The sequence below is a fragment of the Noviherbaspirillum denitrificans genome, assembly GCF_002211445.1.
Taxonomy (GTDB): Bacteria; Pseudomonadota; Gammaproteobacteria; order Burkholderiales; family Burkholderiaceae_D; genus Noviherbaspirillum; species Noviherbaspirillum denitrificans.
In genome coordinates this window covers 1,467,099-1,488,040 of sequence record NZ_LSTO01000001.1, presented here as the reverse complement: position 1 = coordinate 1,488,040, position 20,942 = coordinate 1,467,099, and the positions used below count along the sequence as shown (strand labels likewise).

Sequence of the window (20,942 nt, the reverse complement as noted above, 5' to 3'; positions counted from 1 at the left end):
GGCAGTGCGGGCAGGCGGGCGGTGTGCCCGCATCCAGTTCCGCTTCAGCGGCGGGCCGGCCGCAATTGGCGCACAGGTTATGCCAGATATTGCCGTGCAATTCGATGACATCGCTGCTGCCCGCCTGCAGATGCAGGCCGTCGACATTTTGCGTGATCACGGTGACGCGCGGAACGAGCCGCTCGAGGGCGGCGATGGCGAGATGGCCTGGATTCGGCTTGACGGCGCGCATCAGGTCGCGGCGCCATGCATACCAGTTCCAGACGGTGGAGGGATCGCGGCGGAAGGCTTCCGGGGTAGCGAGATCTTCCGCGCGGTAGTTGGCCCACAGCCCGGTCTGCGCATCGCGGAAGGTGGGAATGCCGCTTTCCGCCGACACGCCCGCGCCCGTGAATGCCGCGATATGGCGGGCACGGCGCAGGCGTTCCAGGAGTTCAGGGGCAAATTGCATGACAGTCTGCCAGCGGAAGTCAGTCTGTCAGTATAGCTCCCGATCCGGGGTTCAGAACAGGGAAACGCCTTGGCTGCCGGCAAACAGGAAAACCGCGCCAGCCACCAGCGGTGCGACCGCATAGGCCAGCAGGTGCACCGTATCGCCGTTCTTGTCGCCGAACAGATCTTTCATCGCCTTCAGGCGGGACAGCTTGTCCGGTGCGGTCCTGCGGAGGATGGCGTTGTACAGGCCGAAGGAAAAAACAGCGGCGCCGGCGACGATCGTGATGGTGTTCATTGATTTCCCTGGCAAGACGAGAGCCGCCATCTTGCCATGGAAGCAGCCAATCAGGTAGCGGCCTGGGCGCACTCGCGCGGGGAATCAGTCTGCGGCGCGGGCTTCCGGGCAAGCATGACGACCGCGGCAAGCACCATGACGCCGCCGGCCAGTTGACCCGCGCTTGCCGTTTCGCCGAGCAGGCCGATGCCCAGGCACAGCGTGATCACCGGTTCGAGCGTGGAAATGATGGATGTTTGCGAAGCGCCGATGTACTGGATGCCGACCAGGAAGCAGGCGATTGCCACCAGCGACGCCATGGCAATGGCGAGGACAGCGAGCCAGGTGGTCGCGTCGGCCGGCAGTGCGGCACCGCCAGCGAAGGCGATGGCGCCATTGCCGAGGGCCGCCGAGGCCATCACGACCAGGGTCGCGGCCAGCGGATCGGTGCCACGCGTGATGCCGCCGCCGATTGTGATGTACACCGCGTAGATACCCGCCGCCGCCAGGCCGAGCGCTATGCCCAGCGGCGTGCCCTGCAGGTCGCCGCCCAGCATCACCGTCATGCCGGCCAGGGCCAGCGCCAGCAACGCCACGGTGCGGCGGTCCAGCGCTTCACGGCCCAGCGCCACGGCCAGCAGCGTGACCAGCACCGGATACACATACAGGAGCAACCCGACCAGCCCGCTGCTGGCATGCATGAGGGCGGTGAAATAGCTCTGCGACTGCGCGGTGTACAAGGCGCCCATCAGCGCGAAACCGGCCAGCGCGCGGCCGCGCGGCAGCGGCACACGCTTGAGCCACACCCAAGGCGCCAGCATCGCGGCCGCCAGCACGAAGCGCAAGGTCAGCAGCATGCTCGGCGACAGCCCGGACGCATAAGCAACCTTGGCGAAAAGCGCCATGCTGCCGAAACCGAGGGCGGACAACAATACGAGGGCAATGGCGGCGCGGCGGGAAAGCGTCATGGCGGCAAGAGCAAAATGGATTGAGGGTAAAAGCAGTGTATTTGCTTGCTCAAAGGGGTACAAATCAATATTCTTGACGGATAGCCCCAATAATTTTGAGCCATGACACCATTTCGCCTGCCGCCGCTGCCGGCTGTCCGCGCCTTTGAGGCCGCCGCACGCCATGGCGGTTTCCAAAGTGCGGGGGAAGAATTGCATGTTTCCGCCGGTGCCGTCGCGCACCAGGTCAAGCAGCTGGAAAACTGGCTCGGCGTCACCCTCTTCCAGCGCCTGGCGCGCGGCGTGGTGCTCACGCCCGCCGGCCGGCAGTACGCCGAAGCGGTGCGCCCCCTGTTGCAGGGCTTGGCGGAGGCGTCGGAAACGGTCAAGCGCCACGGCGACGAGCGCGTGGTCACCGTCACCTCCGTCCCGTCGCTGGTCGCACGCTGGCTGATGCCCCGGCTTGGCCGCCTGCGCGAACAGCATCCGGAGATCGACATGCGCGTGCTGGCGTCGCTGCATCCGGCGGATTTCGTGCGCGAGGGCGTGGACGTGGCAATCCGCATGGGTACCGGGCCCTATCCGGGCCTGAAGGCGGATGTATTGCTGGAGGAACGGTTTTCGGCGGTCTGCAGTCCGGCGTTCAAGGCCGCTGCGCCCGCATTGCGTACTCCGGCGGACCTGCTGCGTTATCCGCTGCTGCATGATGAACTGGATTTCCGCATTCCCGCCGAGGTCACCTGGGCGCGCTGGCTCGCGACCTTCGGCGTCAGTTATACCGGGCCGTCGCGGCCCAGCTTTTCGCATACCTACCTGACGCTGGAAGCGGCCGCCGCCGGCCAGGGTGTCGCCATTGCCGCCGAGCCGTTCATTGAGGAAGACCTGCGCAGCGGCAGGCTGGTCAGGCTGCTCCCGCAGCGCGTGCTCGGTCCTTACCGCTACCACCTGCTGCGTCTGCCCGATGCGGAAGCGCGGCCGGCGGTAAAGGCGTTTTGCGACTGGATCAAGTCCGAAGCACAGGCTGCCACGGCAGCGTGGGAAGCGGCACGCGCATAACTGGCTGAATTCAGCCTGCCTTCTTGCACAGGATGTAGCCGGAATAGGCGAGGCATTCCCTGCCCTCGATATCGACCACGCGGATGGTCTCGCCCTTGCCCCGGCCAATGCCGAGGATGCGCAATTCCCAGTCTCCGTCCGCATTCGCCGCAAGGGTCAGCGGCATGGGGCTGAGCTTCGGAATGGCGGCCTCCAGCAACAGGAAGCCATCCCATTCGCGCAAGCTCACCTTCTCAGGCAACGTGAAGTCCCCATCGCCGTTCATCACCTCGTAGTCGCCCAGCCGCACTTTCCATGCTGCCGGGATGGCTGCCGGTGAAATCCGTTCGCCCACGAGCATGCTTTGCGTCCCGGTTGTCGCATACAGAACGTCGCGGCCTTCGACCCGTGTGCGCGACAACCCGATCTCCGCCAGCGCGCCAATGGACACCGGCATCATGCCGAGCAGCTTGTAGCGCAGGCCGAGCTGTCCATCGCCGCGCGAAACGAGGTCGAAGCGCTTGCCGGACAGTTCCGCGCTCAGCCCGCCACCGCTGCGCCGCACCGTTACCATGCCGGCAATGGTTTCGTAATGGCCGGGAAAGGATTGCAGTTCTTCCTCGGTCAGCGGCACTTCGCGTGCCTCCGTCCTGGCGCGGTCCTTGTCCGGCTGGCGGATGCCTGTCTTGGCTTCCAGGGCCAGCTTGATGGCCTCGGTCGCGACCTCATCCACCACCTGCCTCGCATTCGAGGAATTCGACAACACCACCACGCCGAGCTTGTGCTCCGGCAGCGCGATGAGCTGGCTGTTGTGCCGCAGGGTGGCGCCGCCGTGGTAGGCGACAGTACCCGCGTTCCGGATATCGACATCGCCCAGTCCGCCGAGGATCCAGCCCAGCCCCATGCTGAAGCTCCCGTCCAGCGCAACGTCGGCATTCTGCCGGCGCAGCATCTCGACGACGGTTTCGGGACGCAGCACCTGGTTCTCGCCGGACCTGCCGCCGGCGAAGACCATCTGCAGGAAACAGGCGAGATCGTTCACACTGGCATTCAGTCCGCCCGCCGGCACATCACGCAGCGGCGGATCGTCGCCAGCCACGCCTTCGTGGTAGGCCCGCGCCATGAGCGGCCCTTCCGCGCGCACCGAGAACGATGCGCCACGCATGCCGATGGGCGCCAGCACATGGCGAGCGATGCCGGCCGCGAAATCCTCGCCGTACACGTTCTGGATCGCATGCCCGAGGAGCGTCACACCGAGATTCGAATAGGCGCCGACATAGCGAGGCGGGTAAGGCGCGTATTCATCGCGAAGGTGGTCGACGATCTTCGTAAAGGGCTCGGGATGCTCATTCCACATCCCGCGAATGAGATCGCCCGGCAGGCCGGAATGATGCGTCATGAGTTGGCGCGGCGTGATCGGCGCGGCGCCAGCGAAACGTGTCTTGATCGAAAAGGCCGGCAGGTAGTCCCGCAAGGGCTTGTCTATGTCCATGCGCCCCTGCTCTGCCAGCTGCATCGCGGCGGTAGCCGTGAAGAGCTTGGAAATCGAGCCGGCCCGGTAGGCCGTCTCCGCGGTGGCCGGAATGTTCCGTTCCTTGTCCGCATAGCCGAAGCCTTCGGCCCAGACCACGCGCTGGTCGTCCACCAGCGCGACGCTGAGGCCGGTCACACCTTGTGCATTCATCCTGTGCCGGATAAGCGCACTGACATAGTCCCTGGCCGCTTCGAAATCGCCTCGTGTGATGGCCGAAGGCCTTGTCGGCGCACTGGCGCACCCAACCAGGGCAATGACTGCGGAGAACGAAACGGCGAGGCGGAACGTCATCTTCCTGATCACGGCATGCATGGCGCGCATCAGCAACCGCACACGATCTCGCTGTTGCCCTGGCTGCCCTTTTCGCCCGCGGTGGGATGGCCATCGCGCTTCCACCAGTCGAGTCCGCCCATCAACTCCTTGACCTTGAAACCCAGCCGCGTCATGTTCAGCGCCCCCTTGGTCGAGGCGTTGCAGCCGATGCCGTCACAATAGGTCACCACCAGCGCGTTGCGATCAATGTGGCTGGTGCCTTCCTCGCCCATGGTCCGATGGGGCACGTTGATTGCACCCGGGATGTGTTCGATCGCAAACGCCTCCGCCGAACGCGCGTCGATCACGACGACATTCTCGTTGGCTGTCAATGCCACCTTCAGGTCCCAGGAGTCGATCTCGTAGGCGAGCTTGTCGAGGTAATGCTGGAGTTGTGCTTGCATCTTGCCATCCTTGTTGTTGAAATGTCATCACTCAGTATAACGCCCGAGCGTGACAATGCGAAGGATGCCCTTGTACAGCATCGATGCCGCGCCGTACCAAACGCGTTCGTACCAGGGAATGTTGACGTAGTCTTCCAGGCGCACGGTCACACCTTCGGCGACCGCTTCCTCGATCTTCCCGCGCAGCGCGCATGCGAACTCCGCATCCTTCACCACGACATTCGCTTCGTGGTTAATCAACAGGCTGAGCCCGTCCCAGTTGCTGGAACCGACCGTGGACCATTCATCGTCGATCACCGCCACCTTGCCGTGCAGCTGGGTCTTGCGATACTCGACGATGCGCACGCCGCTCTTGAGGAGCTTCGGATAGAAGGAATGCGCGACCGCGTCCTGGATGCGGAATTGCCCGACACCGATCAGCAGTGTGACGTGCACACCGCGCGCGGCAGCCTTGGCCAGTCCGTCGCGCAGCTTGCGTCCAGGTGCGAAATACGGATTGGCCAGCATGGCCGACTTGCGCGCGCCGCCGAGCGCCTTGAGATAAGTCTTCTGGATGGTGCGCCGATTGCGCAGGTTGTCGCGCACCACGTAGGCGGCGAGAGCCGGCCCCTCGCCCACCGTGTGGCCGCTCCTGCGCCGTTCCCGGAACATTTCCCAGCGATGCCGCAGGCTCAATCCCCTGAGCAAGTGCCATTGCGCCTGCATGTCCCGGTATATGGAAGATACCAGCGGTCCGCGGATGCACACGGCGAGATCCCAGCGTGGCGCCGGCAGGGGCTGGTTGAAGCCGTCGTCAGAGATGGTGTCGTGATTGATGTTGAGGCCGCCGAGGAAGGCCACCTGGCGGTCCACCACGCAGATCTTGCGGTGGCTGCGCGCGAGTCCGCGCCGAAACCAGGAATTGAACACCCGATGGTTGACGCCTCCGTCAGTGAGCGCCTCGTTGAGCTGCACCGATTGCCGGTGCCCCGTGCCGAGCCAGTCGGTGATGACATTGACCATCACGCCGCGCCCGGCCGCGCGCAGGAGCGCATCCTTGACCGCCTCGCCTGTCAGGTCGAGCGTGAAGATGTAGGTCTCGAGATAGATCTCGAAGCTCGCCGCATCGATGGCGGCAACCAGCGCCGGGAAAAACTCGGCGCCGCCATGGAGAAGGGTGACGTGATTGTGGGCGGTAAAGTTTACCGGACGCATAACCGGGAGCACACTCCGACGAAGGCGATGCTGCCCATTTTACATGGCCGCCGCGAGCTCCCGCGACTTCAGCTCCAGCGACGCCACGATCGGCGCATGGTCGGACAGCTTGGCCCACATCGGACCGTGCAACACCTTCGCACTCTCTATCTCCAGGCCGCGCACATAGATGCGGTCCAGTCGCAACCAGGGCAGCGCCGCGGGGAAAGTCCGCGCCGGGGTCATCTTCTTCGGCCCGCGTCCACCGAGCGTGCGCAAGTAGGCGCCGAAGCCGCGCGACGGCAGGTTATCGTCGAACACTTCGGTGACGCCGAGTTCGTTGCGCAGGCTGTCGCTCAGCTGGTTGGTCCAGTCGTTGAAATCGCCCGCGATGACGATTGGTGCACCCGGCGGCGATGAAGCCGTGACCGCCTCGATCAGCGCCTCGGTCTGGCGCTTGCGGCTGCGCGCGAAGAGGCCGAGGTGGATCACGTAGCAATGCAGGTCGCAGGCAGGTGTCTGCACAATGCAATGCAGGATGCCGCGCGACTCGAACGCGTGGTCCGACACATCGCGGTTGCTGTGGGAAAGGACAGGATAACGGCTCAGCAATGCATTGCCATGGTGCCCGTGGTCATAGATCGCATTCATGCCGTACACCGCCTGGTGCGAGTCGCCGGCCAGGAACTGGTGCTGTGCCTGTTCGGGCCAGAGCGCGGCATGCTTCATTGCATACTTGTCATGGCGCCCCTGCACTTCCTGCAGGAAAAGGATGTCGGCCTCCATCGAGGCAAGTGCCTGTTTCAATGCATGGATGCGCGGCATGCTGCGCAGGGAACTGACGCCTTTATGGATGTTGTACGTCGCGATGCGAAGTTTCATGAAATCATTCTAGACGCTGCGCAACAGATGCGGAAGGCGCACATTCGTAGTGAGAACAGAGACTCTGAGAAGATTGTCCGGGGATAAGTTTCAGGGCCGGCGCAGATATTTCGGCAGTTGCAGGACGGCTTCCGCATTCGACGGCGAAAAGCATTTGTCCGCAGCTTCGCGGTAAGGCAGCCAGATATGGTCGACATGTTCACGCGGCGCGAGCGTGATGGGGATCGTGCGCGGCACCAGCAGGCCGAATACATGCTCGGTGTTCTTTGTGACACCGGGCGCGTAACGGTGGCGCCAGACGGGATAGATTTCGTAGATGTTTGACAGGTGCCAGTCCGTCAGGTGATGCAAGGGCACTGCACCAGGTGCGTCGGAGACGACGATGCCGGTTTCCTCGAACACTTCCCGCACAGCAGTCTCGACGAAGGGTTCGTCGAGCGAATCTTTCGATCCGGTGACCGATTGCCAGTAGCCCGTCTTGTCGGCACGTTCGATCAGCAGGACGTCGAGGTCCGCGGTGTGGATGACGACGAGGACGGATTCGGGAATCTTGTAGGGTTTGTTCATGGACCGGCGGCAAAGCTCAGGGCCCGGACATGATAACCGAATCGCACAAACAAAAAGGGCGCGGAATCCCGCGCCCTTCCCTGTCCTGTCGAACGTGCATCAGGCCTTGGCGGCCGGCTCCACGTTGCGCAGGCGGATGTGCAGCTCGCGCAGCTGCTTCTCGTCGACTTCGGACGGTGCCTGGGTCAACAGGCACTGGGCGCGCTGGGTCTTCGGGAAGGCGATCACGTCGCGGATCGACTCGGCGCCGGTCATCATGGTGACGATTCGGTCGAGGCCGAAAGCCAGGCCGCCGTGCGGGGGCGCGCCGTACTGCAGCGCATCCAGCAGGAAGCCGAACTTGAGTTGCGCTTCTTCGGCATCGATCTTCAGCGCGCGGAACACCTTGCTCTGCACATCGGCGCGGTGGATACGGACCGAACCGCCGCCCAGTTCCCAGCCGTTGAGCACCATGTCGTAGGCCTTGGCCAGCGCCTTGCCCGGATTGGTTTCCAGGAAGTCTTCATGGCCATCCTTCGGCGCGGTGAACGGGTGGTGCGCGGCGACGTAGCGCTGGCCTTCCTCGTCGTACTCGAACATCGGGAAGTCAACCACCCACAGCGGCTTCCAGGTGTCTTCGAACAGGCCGTTCTTCTTGCCGAAATCGCTGTGGCCGATCTTCACGCGCAGCGCGCCGATCGCATCGTTGACGACCTTCGCCTTGTCGGCGCCGAAGAAGATCAGGTCGCCATCCTGCGCACCGGTCTTCTCGATGATGGCGGCGAGCGCGGCATCATGGATGTTCTTCACGATCGGCGATTGCAGGCCGTCACGGCCCTTGGCCTTCTCGTTGACCTTGATGTAGGCCAGGCCCTTGGCGCCATAGATGGCGACGAACTGGGTGTAGGCATCGATCTCCGAACGCGGCATCGTGCCGCCGCCCGGCACGCGCAGGCCGACCACGCGGCCGCCATCCATCGTGGCCGCGGCGGAGAAGACCTTGAAGTCCACGTCCTTCATCACGTCGGTGAGTTCGGTGAACTGCAGCTTGACGCGCATATCCGGCTTGTCCGAACCATAGAGGCCCATCGCTTCGGCATACTGCATGACCGGGAACGGGTTCGGCAGGTCTACTTCCAGCACGTTCTTGAACACACCTCGGATCATGCCTTCGAACATGTCACGGATTTCCTGCTCGCCCATGAACGAGGTTTCGCAGTCGATCTGCGTGAATTCCGGCTGGCGGTCGGCGCGCAGGTCTTCGTCGCGGAAGCACTTGGTGATCTGGTAGTAACGGTCGAAATTGGCGACCATCAGCAGCTGCTTGAACAGCTGCGGCGACTGCGGCAGCGCGAAGAAGTTGCCCGGGTTGACGCGCGACGGCACCAGGTAGTCGCGTGCGCCTTCCGGCGTGGACTTGGTCAGCATCGGAGTCTCGATGTCGATGAAGCCGTTGGCGTCGAGGAACTTGCGCACTTCCATCGTCACCTTGTAGCGCAGGCGCAGGTTGTTCTGCATGAACGGACGGCGCAGGTCGAGTACGCGGTGCGTCAGGCGGGTGGTCTCGGACAGGTTGTCGTCGTCGAGCTGGAACGGCGGCGTGACGGAAGCATTCAGCACTTCGAACTCGTGCGCCAGCACTTCGATCTTGCCCGACTTCAGGTTGGCGTTGGTCGTGCCTTCCGGACGATTGCGCACGACGCCGGTGATGCGAACGCAGAATTCATTGCGCACGGCTTCCGCGGTCTTGAACACGTCGGCGCGGTCGGGGTCGCACACCACCTGCACCAGGCCTTCGCGGTCGCGCAGATCGATGAAGATCACGCCGCCGTGGTCGCGGCGACGGTGCACCCAGCCGCACAGGCTGACGGTCTGGCCGAGAAGCGCCTCAGTGGTGAGGCCGCAATAGTGAGTTCGCATAGACATGATGGATTCCAGTTTCAGATTCTTTGTGATGACCCCGGTGCCTGCATAAGGTCCAGGACGGGGCCCTGGTAGATGAGGGCCGTTGTCAGACTGGCGGAGGAACGGCCTTCAGGTTTTTCGACGCGGCGACGACATACTCGGGCGCGACAACGCCCATGGAGACGATGTACTTCAGGGCTTCGTCGACGGTCATGTCGAGCTCGATGGTGTCGGCACGCGGCATCATCAGGAAGAAGCCCGACGTCGGGTTCGGCGTGGTCGGCACATAGACGCTGACGTAGTCGCCGGTGAGATGGTTCTTGACATCGCCGCCGGGCGCACCGGTCAGGAAGGCGATGGTCCAGGAACCTTCGCGCGGATACTGCACCAGCATCGCCTTGCGGAAGGCATTACCGGACGACGAAAACAGCGTGTCCGACACCTGCTTCACGCTGGAGTAGATCGAGCTGACGATGGGAATGCGCGTCAGAAGTTTTTCCCACATCTGCACGATCTGGTTGCCGACGAAATTGCGTGTCATCAGCCCGACCAGCAGCACGAACAGCAGCGTCAAGATCGCGCCCACGCCCGGCAGGTGAAAACCGATAAGCGCAGCCGGCCGCCAGCGCTCCGGCAGCAGCAGGAGCGACTGGTCCATGGTACCGATGATCAGGTTCAGCACCCACAGCGTAATTGCCAGGGGAACCAGGACCAGCAGGCCGGTGACGAAATATTTGCGCATGGTTTTCTTCAGGCTGGGAGCGTGCTCGTTTGTATTACGCTGCGGATGACGCGCTGCCCGCGTTGGCGGCACAACCGCCGGCGCCGCAGCCCTCGGCTGCACAACCCGCGCTTTCCGCTACCGCCGGCTTGCTGGTCGCCGATCCGGACGACGAGCCGCTATTGCGGAAATCGGTTGCGTACCAGCCCGTGCCCTTGAGTTGGAAGCCGGCCGCGGTGAGCTGTTTCTTGAAGCTGCTCTTTCCGCACGACGGGCAGTCCGTCAACGGAGCATCGGACATTTTTTGCAGTACATCCTTGGCGAAACCGCATGTCTCGCAGCGATAAGCATAAATCGGCATCGGAAACCTCTCGCAAAAATCATCCAAAACCCTGAATTATAAAGGTTTTTAGGGCGATTTTGCGTGCATGGAGGAAAGGCCGGGGCAAGAAGGCAAAACAGCCGGCTCCGATCCCCGGAGCCGGCCGCTCAAACTTGCCAACCAGTTAATTTTTTCAGGCCTGGCCGTGGGCGCCATGGGGCGCGTGGTGCGGTTCGTGGCGGTTCTTGAAGACCTGCGGCATCAGGGAACCGACGATCATGCCGGTAAATCCTGCGATCAGGCCGGCAAGCTGTCCCGGGAATTGTTCGCCCAGCGGCGAAATTTGCGGAAAGAACAGGATCCACACCGCGATGCCGGCGCCAACCGAGAAAATCGCGCCCTGGGTCGTGGCGCGCTTCCAGTACAAGCCCATGACCAGCGGCACGAAGGCGCCGACCAGGGTGACCTGATAGGCGGCCGACACCAGGTCATAGATGGAGGTACCCTTCATCGCAATCGCATAGGACAGCACCAGCGCGGCGAACACGACGAGCGTGCAACGCATCGCAAACAGTTGCTGGCGGTCGCTCATGTGGGGACGCAGGTTCTTCAGGATGTTCTCGACGAAGCTGGTCGACGGCGCCAGCAGCGTGGCCGACGAGGTGCTCTTGATGGCCGACAGCAGCGCGCCGAAGAAGAAGATCTGCATGATGAGCGGCATCTTCGTCATGATGAAGGTCGGCAGCAGGCGCTGGTAATCGTCCTTCGCAATGGTCAGTGCGCTGTCGCCCATCACGACGACGGCGCTGGTAACGATGAACATCGGCACGAACGCGAACAGGATGTAGCTCGCGCCGCCGATCATTGCGCCGGCCTTCGCGGTCGGCGCATTCTTGGCCGACATGACCCGCTGGAACACGTCCTGCTGCGGAATGCTGCCGAGCATCATGGTGAGGCCGGCGCCAATGAAGAAGGCGATTTCCTTGAAGCTCGGCTCGGGGAAGAATTTCCACAGGTCGGCCTGGGCCGCCACCGCGAATACCTTGTCCGAACCACCGGCGAGGTCGGCCGAGAAGATGGCGATCACGCTCAGGCCGATCACCAGCACGATCATCTGGATGAAGTCCGTCCATGCGACGGCGAGGAAACCGCCGATCACCACATAGATCAGCACCGCGAGCGTGCCGACGATCATGCCTGCCGTCTCCGACATGGCGCCGTTGGTCAGCACGGTAAACACCAGGCCGAGCGCGGTGATCTGTGCCGCCACCCAGCCAAGGTAGCTCAGGATGATGGCGACCGAGCAGAATACTTCGATGCCCTTGCCGTAGCGGTTGCGGTAGAAGTCGCCGATGGTCAGCAAGTTCTGCTTGTACAGCTTGGTCGCGAAGAACATGCCCACCAGGATCAGGCAGGTGCCCGCGCCGAACGGATCCTCGACGATGGAATTCAGGCCGCCCTGCACGAACTTCGCGGGAATCCCCATCACGGTTTCCGCGCCGAACCAGGTAGCGAATGTTGTCGTTACCACCATGACCAGCGGCAGGCTGCGTCCGGCCACCGCGAAATCTGTGGTGCTCTTGATGCGTGTACCGGCCCAGACACCTAACGCAAGCGTGCCCAGCAAGTACAGCACGACGAAGGTAATCAGTGTGGTGTTCATGTCAGTGTGCTCCGGGCGATAAACGGAATGGTTCGGATGCCTGCCGGCGGGTCGCGGTCAGCACTGAATTAGTGCAGGTTTGCCCATCCATTCGGCAAATTTTTCGCGATTATAGCCGCAGAAATCCGCCGGAAAAGAAAAAAAGCAATGTTTGTGCGAACTACGCACCGGAGCGGCGGCGCCACACCTGCCAGCGTTCTTTTCCCGCAAAAACAGACAGGGAATCGGCGGCCGGTTCGTCCGCAATGCGCTCGAAAGCGGGGTCGAGCAGCGCAGCGAGTTCGTCGGGAGAAATACCGAACGGCGGGCCTTTCGGCGCATCATCGAAAAAGAAGAAGCCGACAAGCAGTCCGCCCGGCGGCAGCAATGCGGCCCAGCGCTCGGCGATTGCCTGGCGCATGCGCGGCGGCAATGCGCAAAGAAATGCCCGCTCGTAGATCAGTTCGACCTGACGCGGTGGAACGAAAGTAAAGAAGTCCGCTTCGACGACCCGGTTGCCCCAGGGACCAAGCGCTCTGCGCGCCGTTTCGACAGCAGCGGCGGAAAAGTCGATAGCGGTCACGTCCCAGCCGGCCTCGGACAGGCAAGCCACTTCATAGCCCGTTCCGCAGCCGGGAATCAGCGTGACATAAGGACGCCCTGCTTCCTGCACGAATTGCAGCAGGCGCAGCGGCACGCCGCCGCGGTCCCAAGGCATGAATTCCTTTTCGAAGCGCTCGCTCCAGAAATCCGGCGCGGTCGGGTCACGTGTTTCGAAGCTGGGCGTGGAGGACATGGTCTTACCACCAGTTGACGAGTTTGTACCAGCGAAGCAGGACCTGCGCGAGGATGATGCCGCCCGCCAGGCCACCGCCGAAGAACACCATGAAGCCGAGCATCCGGTTGGTGCGCCGCTGCTCTTCCACCAGTTGCTTGAGCAGTTCGGCGTCCTGGCGCGGCGAGTCGGCCTGCGCCGCCAACGCCTGGTGCAACAGGCGCGGAATTTCCGGGATGAGCTTGTTGTAGTGCGTAGCCTCTTCCTTGAAGCGGGCGAACATGCCGCGCAAGCCGATCTGCTCGTCCATCCAGCGTTCGAGGTAAGGCTTGGCGGTCTTCCACAGGTCGAGGTCGGGGTCGAGCTGGCGGCCCAGGCCTTCGATGTTGAGCAGGGTCTTTTGCAGCAGCACGAGCTGCGGCTGCACTTCGACGTTGAAGCGGCGGGAGGTCTGGAACAGGCGCAGCAGCACCTGGCCGAACGAAATGTCGCGCAGCGGGCGGTCGAAGATCGGTTCGCAGCAAGCACGTACCGCGGCTTCCAGCTCGTCGACCCGCGTCTCCTTCGGCGCCCAGCCGGATTCGATGTGCGCCTCGGCAACGCGCTTGTAATCGCGCCGGAAGAAAGCGAGGAAGTTCTGCGACAGGTAATCCTTGTCGTAATCGGTCAGCGTGCCGACGATGCCGAAGTCGAGCGCGATATAGCGGCCGAAGGTGGCCGGGTCGACGGAAACAAGGATGTTCCCCGGGTGCATGTCTGCATGGAAGAAGCCGTCGCGGAACACCTGGGTGAAGAAGATTTCGACGCCGTCGCTCGACAGCTTCTTCAGGTCGACGCCCGCTTCGACGAGACGGTCGATCCGCGAAATCGGGATGCCGTGCATGCGCTCCATCACGATCACCGAGGTGGAGCAGTAGTCCCAGAACATCTCGGGCACGATCAGCAATTGCGACTGCAGGAAGTTGCGGCGCAGCTGGCTGGCGTTGGCCGCTTCGCGCATCAGGTCGAGTTCGTCGTGCAGGTACTTGTCGAATTCGCCGACCACTTCCTTCGGCTTGAGGCGCCGGCCGTCGGCCCACAGGCGCTCGACCAGGTCGGCGGCGATCTTCATCAGCGCAAGGTCGTCCTCGATCGAACGCTTCATGCCGGGGCGCAGCACCTTGACGGCCACTTCGGTGCCGTCCTTCAGCTTCGCGAAGTGCACCTGGGCGATGGATGCCGACGCGACCGGCTCACGCTCGAATTCGGCAAACAGGCGGTCGGGATGCTCGCCCAGCGACTTGACGATCTGCTCGATCGCCACTTCCGTCGGGAACGGCGGCACCCTGTCCTGCAGCTTCGCCAGTTCGTCGGCGATATCGGGCGGCATCAGGTCGCGGCGGGTGGACAGCACCTGTCCGAATTTCACCCAGATCGGACCCAGGTCTTCCAGCGCCTGGCGCAGGCGCACGCCGCGCGGTGCAGAGATGTCGCGCCAGAAGAAAAGCGCATCGATCAGCCGGCTGATGCCCGGCCGGTCGAGGGTGGAAATGGCGATATTGTCGAGGCCATAGCGGATTGCAACGCGCGCGATTTTGAATAGCCGCAGGAACTTGAATAACATTTAGCGGCTTTCCTTCAGTTTTTCGATGCGCTTGGCGAGGCGCTCGACGTCGTCGCGCAAGCGCGTCACATCGCTGGAAAACTCAGCCACCATTTGCGGCCGCACCAGCACAGGATTCTCTTCGAGGAAATATTCGGCGACGTTTTCCACGAACTTTTGCTGCGTGGTCTTTGCAACGCTGATTGCGGTCCGCGCGGCGCTGGCCAGACGTACGGCAGCGGTGTCGCCGAACAGTTTCGCCAGGTCTTCCTCCGCTTCCCAGCGCAGCGTTTCGCTCAGTTGGGAAACCGTGTTGGCGAAATCGGCGTCCCCCTCGATCTGCACATAGGAAAATGCGTGTTCGCGGTTCTGCAGGATGAGCGGCAGGTCGGACAGCTTGACGCGGATCGTGACGTTCTGCGCTTCGTCGGGCGACGCCCCTTCGACCATGCCGTCGGCGGTTGCCTTCAGGCGGAGGGACACGACGCCGGCGTCGAACAGCGCCACCTTCCCGGCGTGCCGGGCAAGCTTTTCCCGCGCCCAGGGTTCGCGGGCGAGCAGGTGATTGATCGCAGCGGAGACAGGTGAAATCATGGTCACAAAATAAAACCGCCCGTACGATCACGGGCGGCCTCCAGTTTAGCAGTTTTGTTTCAGGATAATTGTTGAATCCCCGCAAGGACCCAGCCGCCTTGACCTGAGACAGGCTTGTTCAGGTTCCACACTTCGGCAAAGGGCTCGGCCGGCGCGTTTTCGGCTTCCTTGATCATGCCAGAGAACCTGACGCTGGCATGGTAGTCGTTGCCTACCGTTTCCAATGCCAGCAATTCGGCATCCAGCGAGACGACGTCGGTGTGGTTCTTGGACGCACCGCGCTCCTGCAGTTGCAGGCGCAACTCACCGAACATTTCCGGCGTGGTGAATTCACGGATGTCATTGATGTCGGCCCGGTCCCATGCCGCCTGCAGGCGAATGAAATACGTCTTCCCGTGACGCAGGAAGCCGGCCACGTCGAAGTCAGCCGGCACGCTCACCGGCGAGGCTGCGACCGGCAACGGGTCAGCCTGGAAGGCGGCCGCCTCGTTCCGCGGTTCGATGCGCGAACCGATTTCAGGCGTGCGCATCATCGGGTTGCCACCGGCATAGGCCGGCTGGCCGGCAGCGTTCTTCCCGCGCACCAGGCGCAGGATGAACATCACGGCCAGCGCCACGAGGCCGATCATCAGGACGGTGCTGATCATGCTGGCGAATGCGCCGCCGAGGCCGAAATGGGACAGCAACGCGCCCAGGCCAAGACCGAGCAAGGCGCCGCCGAGGATATTGCGCCACGGGCTGGCCGGACGCGGTGGTGTCGGTTGCGGAGTGGCGGCTGGTGCCGCGGGCTTGGCCTGGCTCGGGCTGGCCGCCTGGTTGGGCGATTGCATCGGCGCCTGGCGGCTGATGCCCTGCGACTGGCGGCCGATCGAGCCGCCGCCGCCGAGGCGTTTGGCTTCGGCCTCGGACACCATCATCGAGGCGGCGCTGACGGCAACCAGCAGCGTGACGAGGAATTTCTTCATCAATTACTCCTTACAACTTGATTCCGGTATGCAATGCAGCGACGCCGGCCGTGAGGTTGAAATACTGCACGCGCTCAAGGCCCGCCTCCTGCATCATGCCTTTCAGGGTTTCCTGGTCGGGGTGCATGCGGATGGATTCGGCGAGGTAGCGGTAGCTGTCGGAATCATTGGCGATCTGCTTGCCCAGCCACGGCAGCACCGAGAACGAATACACGTCGTACGGCTTTTGCAGCGGCTCCCACACCTTGGAGAACTCCAGCACGAGAAGTTTCCCGCCCGGCTTCAGCACACGATGCATTTCCGCCAGCGCCTGGTCCTTGTGGGTCATGTTGCGCAGGCCGAAAGCGACCGAGACGCGATCGAAATAATTGCTCGGGAACGGCAGCTTTTCGGCGTCGCACAGCAGGGTCGGCGTGATCATGCCCTTGTTCAGCAGCCGGTCGCGGCCGACGCGCAGCATGGATTCGTTGATGTCGGTGAGCCAGACTTCGCCCGTCGGGCCGGCCTGCTTGGCGAATGCCTTCGCCAGGTCACCGGTGCCGCCGGCGATGTCCAGCACCTTGAAACCGGGGCGGATGCCCGCCTGGGCGATAGTGAACGCCTTCCAGATCCGGTGCAGGCCGCCGGACATCAGGTCGTTCATCACGTCGTACTTGGATGCGACCGAATGGAAGACCTTGGCGACCTTCTCGACCTTTTGTTCTTCGGGGATGGTTTCGAAACCGAAATGCGTAGTATTCGTCATGGCAACGGCCTTGTTTGTCCAAGCCGCATTATACAAGTGCAGACACAGGGGCTACGAAAGCGTTCCTGGTCTTTTTCTTGCCCGCCATCAAGTTAGTGGCTGCAACCGCGTTCTTCGTTGAGCATGGGGGCATCCCGGCCGGTTTCGCGAGTGAAGCCGGCAGCCTCCAGGCGCTTGAGATAGTCCTCCCATAATTGCGCTTGGCCCTCGCCAAGCCAGTAGAGGTAATCCCAGGTGTAGATGCCGGTATTATGCGAGTCCGAAAAGTGCAACTGCACCGCATAATTGCCGACCGGCTCGACGGCAGTGATCAACACATCACGCTTGCCCGTCTGCAGGACCTCTTGCCCGACACCATGGCCGCGGACTTCCGCGGAAGGTGAGTACACGCGCAGGAATTCAAAGGGCAGGGAAAAGCTTTCGCCGGAATCGAACGCGATGTCGAGCACGCGCGATTGCTTGTGCACCGTCAGTGCGGTCGGCATGCCCGCCTTTTTCATTTCAGCCATGTCAGGATTCCGGAAAGAGCTTACAGCAGCGATTGTTCGAAGCGCTCGAGCAGCCGTTCGCGCAGGCGCGCAACGAGCACAACACGTTTTGCAAGGTCGGTCGAGGCCGGCGTGCGCTTGACCTCGCCCCAGATCGGGTTGGGGAAATGGGCGTCGTTTTCGTAGCGGGGAATGACATGCCAGTGCACGTGCGGCACCACGTTACCGAGGCTGGCGACATTGACCTTGTCGGGCTGCATCACTTCGCGCACCACCTCTTCCACCTGCCAGACGGCGGCGATCAGAATCGCGCGTTCGGCGGTCGACAGGTCGGTCATCTCGCGGTGATGCGCATTCCAGATCACGCGGCAAAAGCCCGGATAGCGCTCGTCGTCGACCAGCACGATGCGGTAGTTGTCATCCCGGTAGACGACTTCGCCGCCGGGATGCATGCACAGTTCGCAGGCTTCCTTTGCCATACTTACACCAGAACCCGTTCGATGCCGCCGGCGTTGGCCTTGGCCACATAGTCCGGCATCCAGTTTTCGCCGAGCAGGTACTTGGCCATTTCCACCACGATGTAGTCGGCTTTCGTGCCCGCATCCTCGTTGTAGCGCTCCAGGCCCTGGAAGCACGACGGGCAGGAAGTGAGGATCTTGACGTCGCCGTTGAAGCCGTCCGCGCGCAGCTTGTCCGCGCCCTTGCGCATTTCCTCTTCCTTGCGGAAGCGGATCTGCGTGGAAATGTCCGGGCGGCTCACGCCGAGGGTGCCCGACTCGCCGCAGCAGCGCTCGTTCTTCTCGACCTTCTGTCCGTCGACCGTCGTGATCAGCGCATTCACCGTCTTGAGCGGATCCTGCTGCTTCATCGGGCTGTGGCAGGGATCATGGTACATGTAGCGCACACCGCCGACGCCTTCCAGCTTCACACCCTTTTCGAGGAGGTATTCATGGATGTCGATGATCCGGCATCCGGGGAAGATCTTCTCGAATTCATAGGTTTCCAGCTGGTCGTAGCAGGTACCGCACGACACTACGACCGTCTTGATGTCGAGGTAGTTCAGGGTGTTGGCGACGCGATGGAACAGGACCCGGTTGTCCGTCATCATCTTTTCCGCCTTGTCGTACTGCCCGGAACCACGCTGCGGATAGCCGCAGCAGAGATAGCCCGGCGGCAGCACGGTCTGTACGCCGACATGCCACAGCATCGCCTGGGTTGCGAGGCCGACCTGCGAGAACAGGCGCTCCGAGCCGCAGCCCGGGAAGTAGAACACCGCTTCGGTATCCGCGGTCGTCGTCTTCGGGTCGCGAATGATCGGGACAACCTTGTCGTCCTCGATGTCGAGCAGCGCACGCGCGGTCTTCTTCGGCAGGTTGCCCGGCATCTTCTTGTTGATGAAGTGGATCACCTGTTCCTTGACCGGCGGCTTGCCATGCGTGGCCGGCGGCGCCTTGGTCTGTTTCTTCGCAAACTTTTTCAGCACGTCGTTGGCCAGGCGCTGTGCCTTGTAGCCGAGGCCGGTCATCGCCGCGCGGGTGGCGTTGATAGTCGCCGGATCGGTGGCGTTCAGGAAGAACATCGCCGCCGTCGTGCCGGGGTTGAAGGACTTCTTGTCCATCTTGCGCAACAGGTTGCGCATGTTCATCGACACATTGCCGAAGTCGATGTCGACCGGGCACGGCGTCACGCACTTGTGGCAGACGGTGCAGTGGTCCGCAACGTCTTCGAACTCTTCCCAGTGCTTGATCGACACGCCGCGGCGGGTCTGCTCTTCGTACAGGAAGGCTTCCACCAGCAGCGAAGTCGCGAGGATCTTGTTTCGCGGCGAGTACAGCAGGTTGGCGCGCGGCACGTGGGTGGCGCAGACGGGTTTGCACTTGCCGCAGCGCAGGCAGTCCTTGACGCTGTTGGCGATGGCGCCGATGTCGCTCTGCTGCATGATGAGCGATTCATGGCCCATCAGGCCGAACGACGGCGTGTACGCGTTGCGCAGGTCGGACGGCATGTCCGGGTCGTTGAGCAGCTTGCCTTTGTTGAAGCGGCCTTCCGGGTCGACGCGTTTCTTGTAGTCGCGGAAATCGCGAATCTCGTCTTCAGTCAGGAATTCCAGCTTGGTGATGCCGATGCCGTGCTCGCCGGAAATCACGCCGTTCAGCGACCGCGCCAGCGTCATGATGCGCGCCACCGCGGCATGCGCATCCTGCAGCATCTCGTAGTGGTCGGAATTGACCGGCAGGTTGGTGTGCACGTTGCCGTCGCCCGCATGCATGTGCAGTGCGACGAACACGCGGCCGCGCAGCACGCGCTTGTGGATCGCGCTGCACTCGTCGAGGATCAGCTTGAACGCGGCGCCGTTGAAGATCTGGCGCAGCTGCGCACGCACTTCCGCCTTCCAGGACACACGGATGGTGCGGTCCTGCACAACATTGAACACGATGGCATCCGGCTGGCGCTGCAGGCGTTCGTCGAGCCAGGTGGTCGAGACTTGCAGCGCGGCCAGTTCATCGCGCGCGTCGCGCAGCGGCTTGTCGAGGTTTTCCAGCAAGTAGGTCCAGCGTGCATGCGTCAGTTCGATCAGCTGCACCGCCTGCGCCACGCGGTCGCCGAGCAGCTCTTCCGCCGGGATCTCGGCATCCGCATCTTCACTCTTGCCGAGCGGCAGGTGAGGCAAGGCGAAGAAGCCGCGCAGTTCACCCAGGAACTGCAGCTTGTTCTTGATCGACAGCTCGATGTTGATGCGCTCGATGCCGTCGGTGTACTCACCCATGCGATTGAGCGGAATCACCACGTCTTCGTTGATCTTGAACGCGTTGGTGTGCTTGGCGATCGCAGCGGTGCGCGCGCGGTCCAGCCAGAACTTCTTGCGCGCTTCCGGGCTGACCGCGACGAAGCCTTCACCGACACGCGTGTTGGCCATGCGGATCACTTCGGAAGCGGCACGGGCGACGGCATCTTCATCGTCACCGACGATGTCGCCGAACAAGGCCATCTTCGGCAACACGCCGCGCTTGGACTTGGTCGCATAACCGACCGCGCGCAGGTAGCGCTCGTCAAGGTGTTCCAGGCCGGCGAGGATCGCGCCGCCGTTCTTCGCCTCGGCGTCGAGGTAATCCTTGATTTCAACGATGGACGGAATCGCGTCACGCGCCTGGCCGAAGAATTCGAGGCAAACGGTGCGCGCAAACTTCGGCATCTTGTGCAGGATCCAGCGCGCCGACGTGATCAGGCCGTCGGTGCCTTCCTTCTGGATGCCCGGCAGGCCGGCGAGGAACTTGTCGGTCACGTCCTTGCCGAGGCCTTCCTTGCGGAAAACGCGGCCTTCGATTTCCAGGTATTCGGTCTTGAACGGCTTGTTGCTCTTGCCCTTGTCGGCCGGGTGGGTCCACTCCAGCTTGAAGGTCGCAACCGGGGCGTCGTGGATCTTGCCGAGGTTGTGGCCGATGCGTGTGACTTCCAGCCAGTCGCCATTCGGGTCGACCATGCGCCAGCTAGCGAGGTTGTCAAGCGCGGTGCCCCACAGCACGGCTTTCTTGCCGCCGGCGTTCATCGCGATGTTGCCGCCGATGCAGGAAGCTTCCGCCGAGGTCGGGTCAACGGCGAACACGAAACCGGCCTTGTCGGCGGCATCGGAAACGCGCTTGGTAACGACGCCGGCGCCGGT

The 20,942-nt window shown here is 62.8% G+C and carries 21 protein-coding genes; 1 reads left to right on the top strand and 20 read right to left on the bottom strand.

Features of this window, described 5'->3' with window-relative positions:
* From AYR66_RS29415 to AYR66_RS07410, 3 genes are all read right to left on the bottom strand, one after another.
* Window positions 1–451: SIR2 family NAD-dependent protein deacylase (locus AYR66_RS29415; RefSeq protein ID WP_337366848.1), on the bottom strand; the 451-nt coding region annotated here is incomplete at its 3' end.
* A 51-nt stretch (window positions 452–502) separates the two neighbouring features.
* Window positions 503–730, bottom strand: a complete 228-nt coding sequence (locus tag AYR66_RS07415; protein WP_088706976.1) for a hypothetical protein — start codon at window positions 728–730, stop codon at window positions 503–505.
* Between the two features lie 50 nt (window positions 731–780).
* Window positions 781–1,677: a DMT family transporter gene (locus tag AYR66_RS07410; protein ID WP_088706975.1), complete on the bottom strand. Its 897-nt coding sequence runs from the start codon at window positions 1,675–1,677 to the stop codon at window positions 781–783.
* 102 nt (window positions 1,678–1,779) lie between these two features.
* On the opposite strand from AYR66_RS07410, the gene gcvA reads away from it, so the two are divergent.
* Window positions 1,780–2,712 carry a transcriptional regulator GcvA gene (gene gcvA / locus AYR66_RS07405; RefSeq protein WP_088706974.1) on the top strand — a complete coding sequence of 311 codons (933 nt, stop codon included), beginning with the start codon at window positions 1,780–1,782 and terminating at the stop codon, window positions 2,710–2,712.
* A gap of 10 nt (window positions 2,713–2,722) precedes the next feature.
* Here the strand turns inward: gcvA and AYR66_RS07400 are convergent, their stop codons facing one another.
* The 17 genes from AYR66_RS07400 to AYR66_RS07320 form a co-directional block, all read right to left on the bottom strand.
* Entirely contained in the window at window positions 2,723–4,546 is a 1,824-nt protein-coding gene (locus AYR66_RS07400; protein ID WP_206047095.1) for a serine hydrolase domain-containing protein, read from the bottom strand.
* Complete coding sequence (locus AYR66_RS07395) at window positions 4,546–4,941, bottom strand: rhodanese-like domain-containing protein (RefSeq protein WP_088706973.1); 396 nt, start codon at window positions 4,939–4,941, stop codon at window positions 4,546–4,548. Before AYR66_RS07395 ends, AYR66_RS07400 begins: the two co-directional genes overlap by 1 nt.
* 27 nt (window positions 4,942–4,968) lie before the next feature.
* A complete protein-coding gene (locus AYR66_RS07390; RefSeq protein ID WP_088706972.1) occupies window positions 4,969–6,135 on the bottom strand; it encodes a phospholipase D-like domain-containing protein in 1,167 nt (388 codons plus the stop codon).
* A 39-nt stretch (window positions 6,136–6,174) separates the two neighbouring features.
* Complete coding sequence (locus AYR66_RS07385; protein WP_088706971.1) at window positions 6,175–6,996, bottom strand: endonuclease/exonuclease/phosphatase family protein; 822 nt, start codon at window positions 6,994–6,996, stop codon at window positions 6,175–6,177.
* Window positions 6,997–7,086: 90 nt separating this feature from the next.
* A complete protein-coding gene (gene nudB, locus AYR66_RS07380) occupies window positions 7,087–7,563 on the bottom strand; it encodes a dihydroneopterin triphosphate diphosphatase (RefSeq protein WP_088706970.1) in 477 nt (158 codons plus the stop codon).
* Between the two features lie 99 nt (window positions 7,564–7,662).
* Entirely contained in the window at window positions 7,663–9,468 is a 1,806-nt protein-coding gene (gene aspS / locus AYR66_RS07375) for an aspartate--tRNA ligase (RefSeq protein WP_088706969.1), read from the bottom strand.
* An 85-nt stretch (window positions 9,469–9,553) separates the two neighbouring features.
* Window positions 9,554–10,189 carry a DUF502 domain-containing protein gene (locus tag AYR66_RS07370; RefSeq protein WP_088706968.1) on the bottom strand — a complete coding sequence of 212 codons (636 nt, stop codon included), beginning with the start codon at window positions 10,187–10,189 and terminating at the stop codon, window positions 9,554–9,556.
* A gap of 34 nt (window positions 10,190–10,223) precedes the next feature.
* Entirely contained in the window at window positions 10,224–10,529 is a 306-nt protein-coding gene (locus AYR66_RS07365) for an FmdB family zinc ribbon protein (protein WP_088706967.1), read from the bottom strand.
* A gap of 154 nt (window positions 10,530–10,683) precedes the next feature.
* Window positions 10,684–12,153, bottom strand: coding sequence for a high affinity choline transporter 1 (locus AYR66_RS07360; protein WP_088706966.1), 1,470 nt, complete (start codon window positions 12,151–12,153; stop codon window positions 10,684–10,686).
* Window positions 12,154–12,313: 160 nt separating this feature from the next.
* Window positions 12,314–12,928 carry a methyltransferase domain-containing protein gene (locus AYR66_RS07355; protein WP_088706965.1) on the bottom strand — a complete coding sequence of 205 codons (615 nt, stop codon included), beginning with the start codon at window positions 12,926–12,928 and terminating at the stop codon, window positions 12,314–12,316.
* Between the two features lie 4 nt (window positions 12,929–12,932).
* A complete protein-coding gene (gene ubiB, locus AYR66_RS07350; protein WP_088706964.1) occupies window positions 12,933–14,510 on the bottom strand; it encodes a ubiquinone biosynthesis regulatory protein kinase UbiB in 1,578 nt (525 codons plus the stop codon).
* Window positions 14,511–15,083: a ubiquinone biosynthesis accessory factor UbiJ gene (locus AYR66_RS07345; protein WP_088709670.1), complete on the bottom strand. Its 573-nt coding sequence runs from the start codon at window positions 15,081–15,083 to the stop codon at window positions 14,511–14,513.
* Between the two features lie 59 nt (window positions 15,084–15,142).
* Entirely contained in the window at window positions 15,143–16,048 is a 906-nt protein-coding gene (locus AYR66_RS07340; protein ID WP_088706963.1) for a Tim44 domain-containing protein, read from the bottom strand.
* Between the two features lie 10 nt (window positions 16,049–16,058).
* Window positions 16,059–16,793 carry a bifunctional demethylmenaquinone methyltransferase/2-methoxy-6-polyprenyl-1,4-benzoquinol methylase UbiE gene (gene ubiE, locus AYR66_RS07335; protein WP_088706962.1) on the bottom strand — a complete coding sequence of 245 codons (735 nt, stop codon included), beginning with the start codon at window positions 16,791–16,793 and terminating at the stop codon, window positions 16,059–16,061.
* A 92-nt stretch (window positions 16,794–16,885) separates the two neighbouring features.
* On the bottom strand, window positions 16,886–17,302 hold the full coding sequence (locus AYR66_RS07330) for a gamma-butyrobetaine hydroxylase family protein (protein ID WP_088706961.1): 417 nt from the start codon (window positions 17,300–17,302) through the stop codon (window positions 16,886–16,888).
* Between the two features lie 20 nt (window positions 17,303–17,322).
* Window positions 17,323–17,760: an HIT family protein gene (locus AYR66_RS07325; protein WP_088706960.1), complete on the bottom strand. Its 438-nt coding sequence runs from the start codon at window positions 17,758–17,760 to the stop codon at window positions 17,323–17,325.
* 2 nt (window positions 17,761–17,762) lie between these two features.
* On the bottom strand, window positions 17,763–20,942 hold a 3,180-nt coding region (locus tag AYR66_RS07320), incomplete at its 5' end, for an FAD-binding oxidoreductase (RefSeq protein ID WP_088709669.1).

Bases quoted from the DNA above. Each gene is read 5' to 3' on its own strand.
- AYR66_RS07345 (WP_088709670.1), bottom strand. From the start codon at position 15,083: ATGATTTCACCTGTCTCCGCTGCGATCAATCACCTGCTCGCCCGCGAA.
- AYR66_RS07365 (WP_088706967.1), bottom strand. From the start codon at position 10,529: ATGCCGATTTATGCTTATCGCTGCGAGACATGCGGTTTCGCCAAGGAT.
- AYR66_RS07330 (WP_088706961.1), bottom strand. From the start codon at position 17,302: ATGGCTGAAATGAAAAAGGCGGGCATGCCGACCGCACTGACGGTGCAC.
- AYR66_RS07340 (WP_088706963.1), bottom strand. From the start codon at position 16,048: ATGAAGAAATTCCTCGTCACGCTGCTGGTTGCCGTCAGCGCCGCCTCG.
- nudB (WP_088706970.1), bottom strand. From the start codon at position 7,563: ATGAACAAACCCTACAAGATTCCCGAATCCGTCCTCGTCGTCATCCAC.
- AYR66_RS07325 (WP_088706960.1), bottom strand. From the start codon at position 17,760: ATGGCAAAGGAAGCCTGCGAACTGTGCATGCATCCCGGCGGCGAAGTC.
- gcvA (WP_088706974.1), top strand. From the start codon at position 1,780: ATGACACCATTTCGCCTGCCGCCGCTGCCGGCTGTCCGCGCCTTTGAG.
- AYR66_RS07400 (WP_206047095.1), bottom strand. From the start codon at position 4,546: ATGCGCGCCATGCATGCCGTGATCAGGAAGATGACGTTCCGCCTCGCC.
- ubiE (WP_088706962.1), bottom strand. From the start codon at position 16,793: ATGACGAATACTACGCATTTCGGTTTCGAAACCATCCCCGAAGAACAA.
- AYR66_RS07410 (WP_088706975.1), bottom strand. From the start codon at position 1,677: ATGACGCTTTCCCGCCGCGCCGCCATTGCCCTCGTATTGTTGTCCGCC.
- ubiB (WP_088706964.1), bottom strand. From the start codon at position 14,510: ATGTTATTCAAGTTCCTGCGGCTATTCAAAATCGCGCGCGTTGCAATC.
- AYR66_RS07390 (WP_088706972.1), bottom strand. From the start codon at position 6,135: ATGCGTCCGGTAAACTTTACCGCCCACAATCACGTCACCCTTCTCCAT.
- AYR66_RS07355 (WP_088706965.1), bottom strand. From the start codon at position 12,928: ATGTCCTCCACGCCCAGCTTCGAAACACGTGACCCGACCGCGCCGGAT.
- AYR66_RS07415 (WP_088706976.1), bottom strand. From the start codon at position 730: ATGAACACCATCACGATCGTCGCCGGCGCCGCTGTTTTTTCCTTCGGC.
- aspS (WP_088706969.1), bottom strand. From the start codon at position 9,468: ATGTCTATGCGAACTCACTATTGCGGCCTCACCACTGAGGCGCTTCTC.
- AYR66_RS07385 (WP_088706971.1), bottom strand. From the start codon at position 6,996: ATGAAACTTCGCATCGCGACGTACAACATCCATAAAGGCGTCAGTTCC.
- AYR66_RS07360 (WP_088706966.1), bottom strand. From the start codon at position 12,153: ATGAACACCACACTGATTACCTTCGTCGTGCTGTACTTGCTGGGCACG.
- AYR66_RS07395 (WP_088706973.1), bottom strand. From the start codon at position 4,941: ATGCAAGCACAACTCCAGCATTACCTCGACAAGCTCGCCTACGAGATC.
- AYR66_RS07370 (WP_088706968.1), bottom strand. From the start codon at position 10,189: ATGCGCAAATATTTCGTCACCGGCCTGCTGGTCCTGGTTCCCCTGGCA.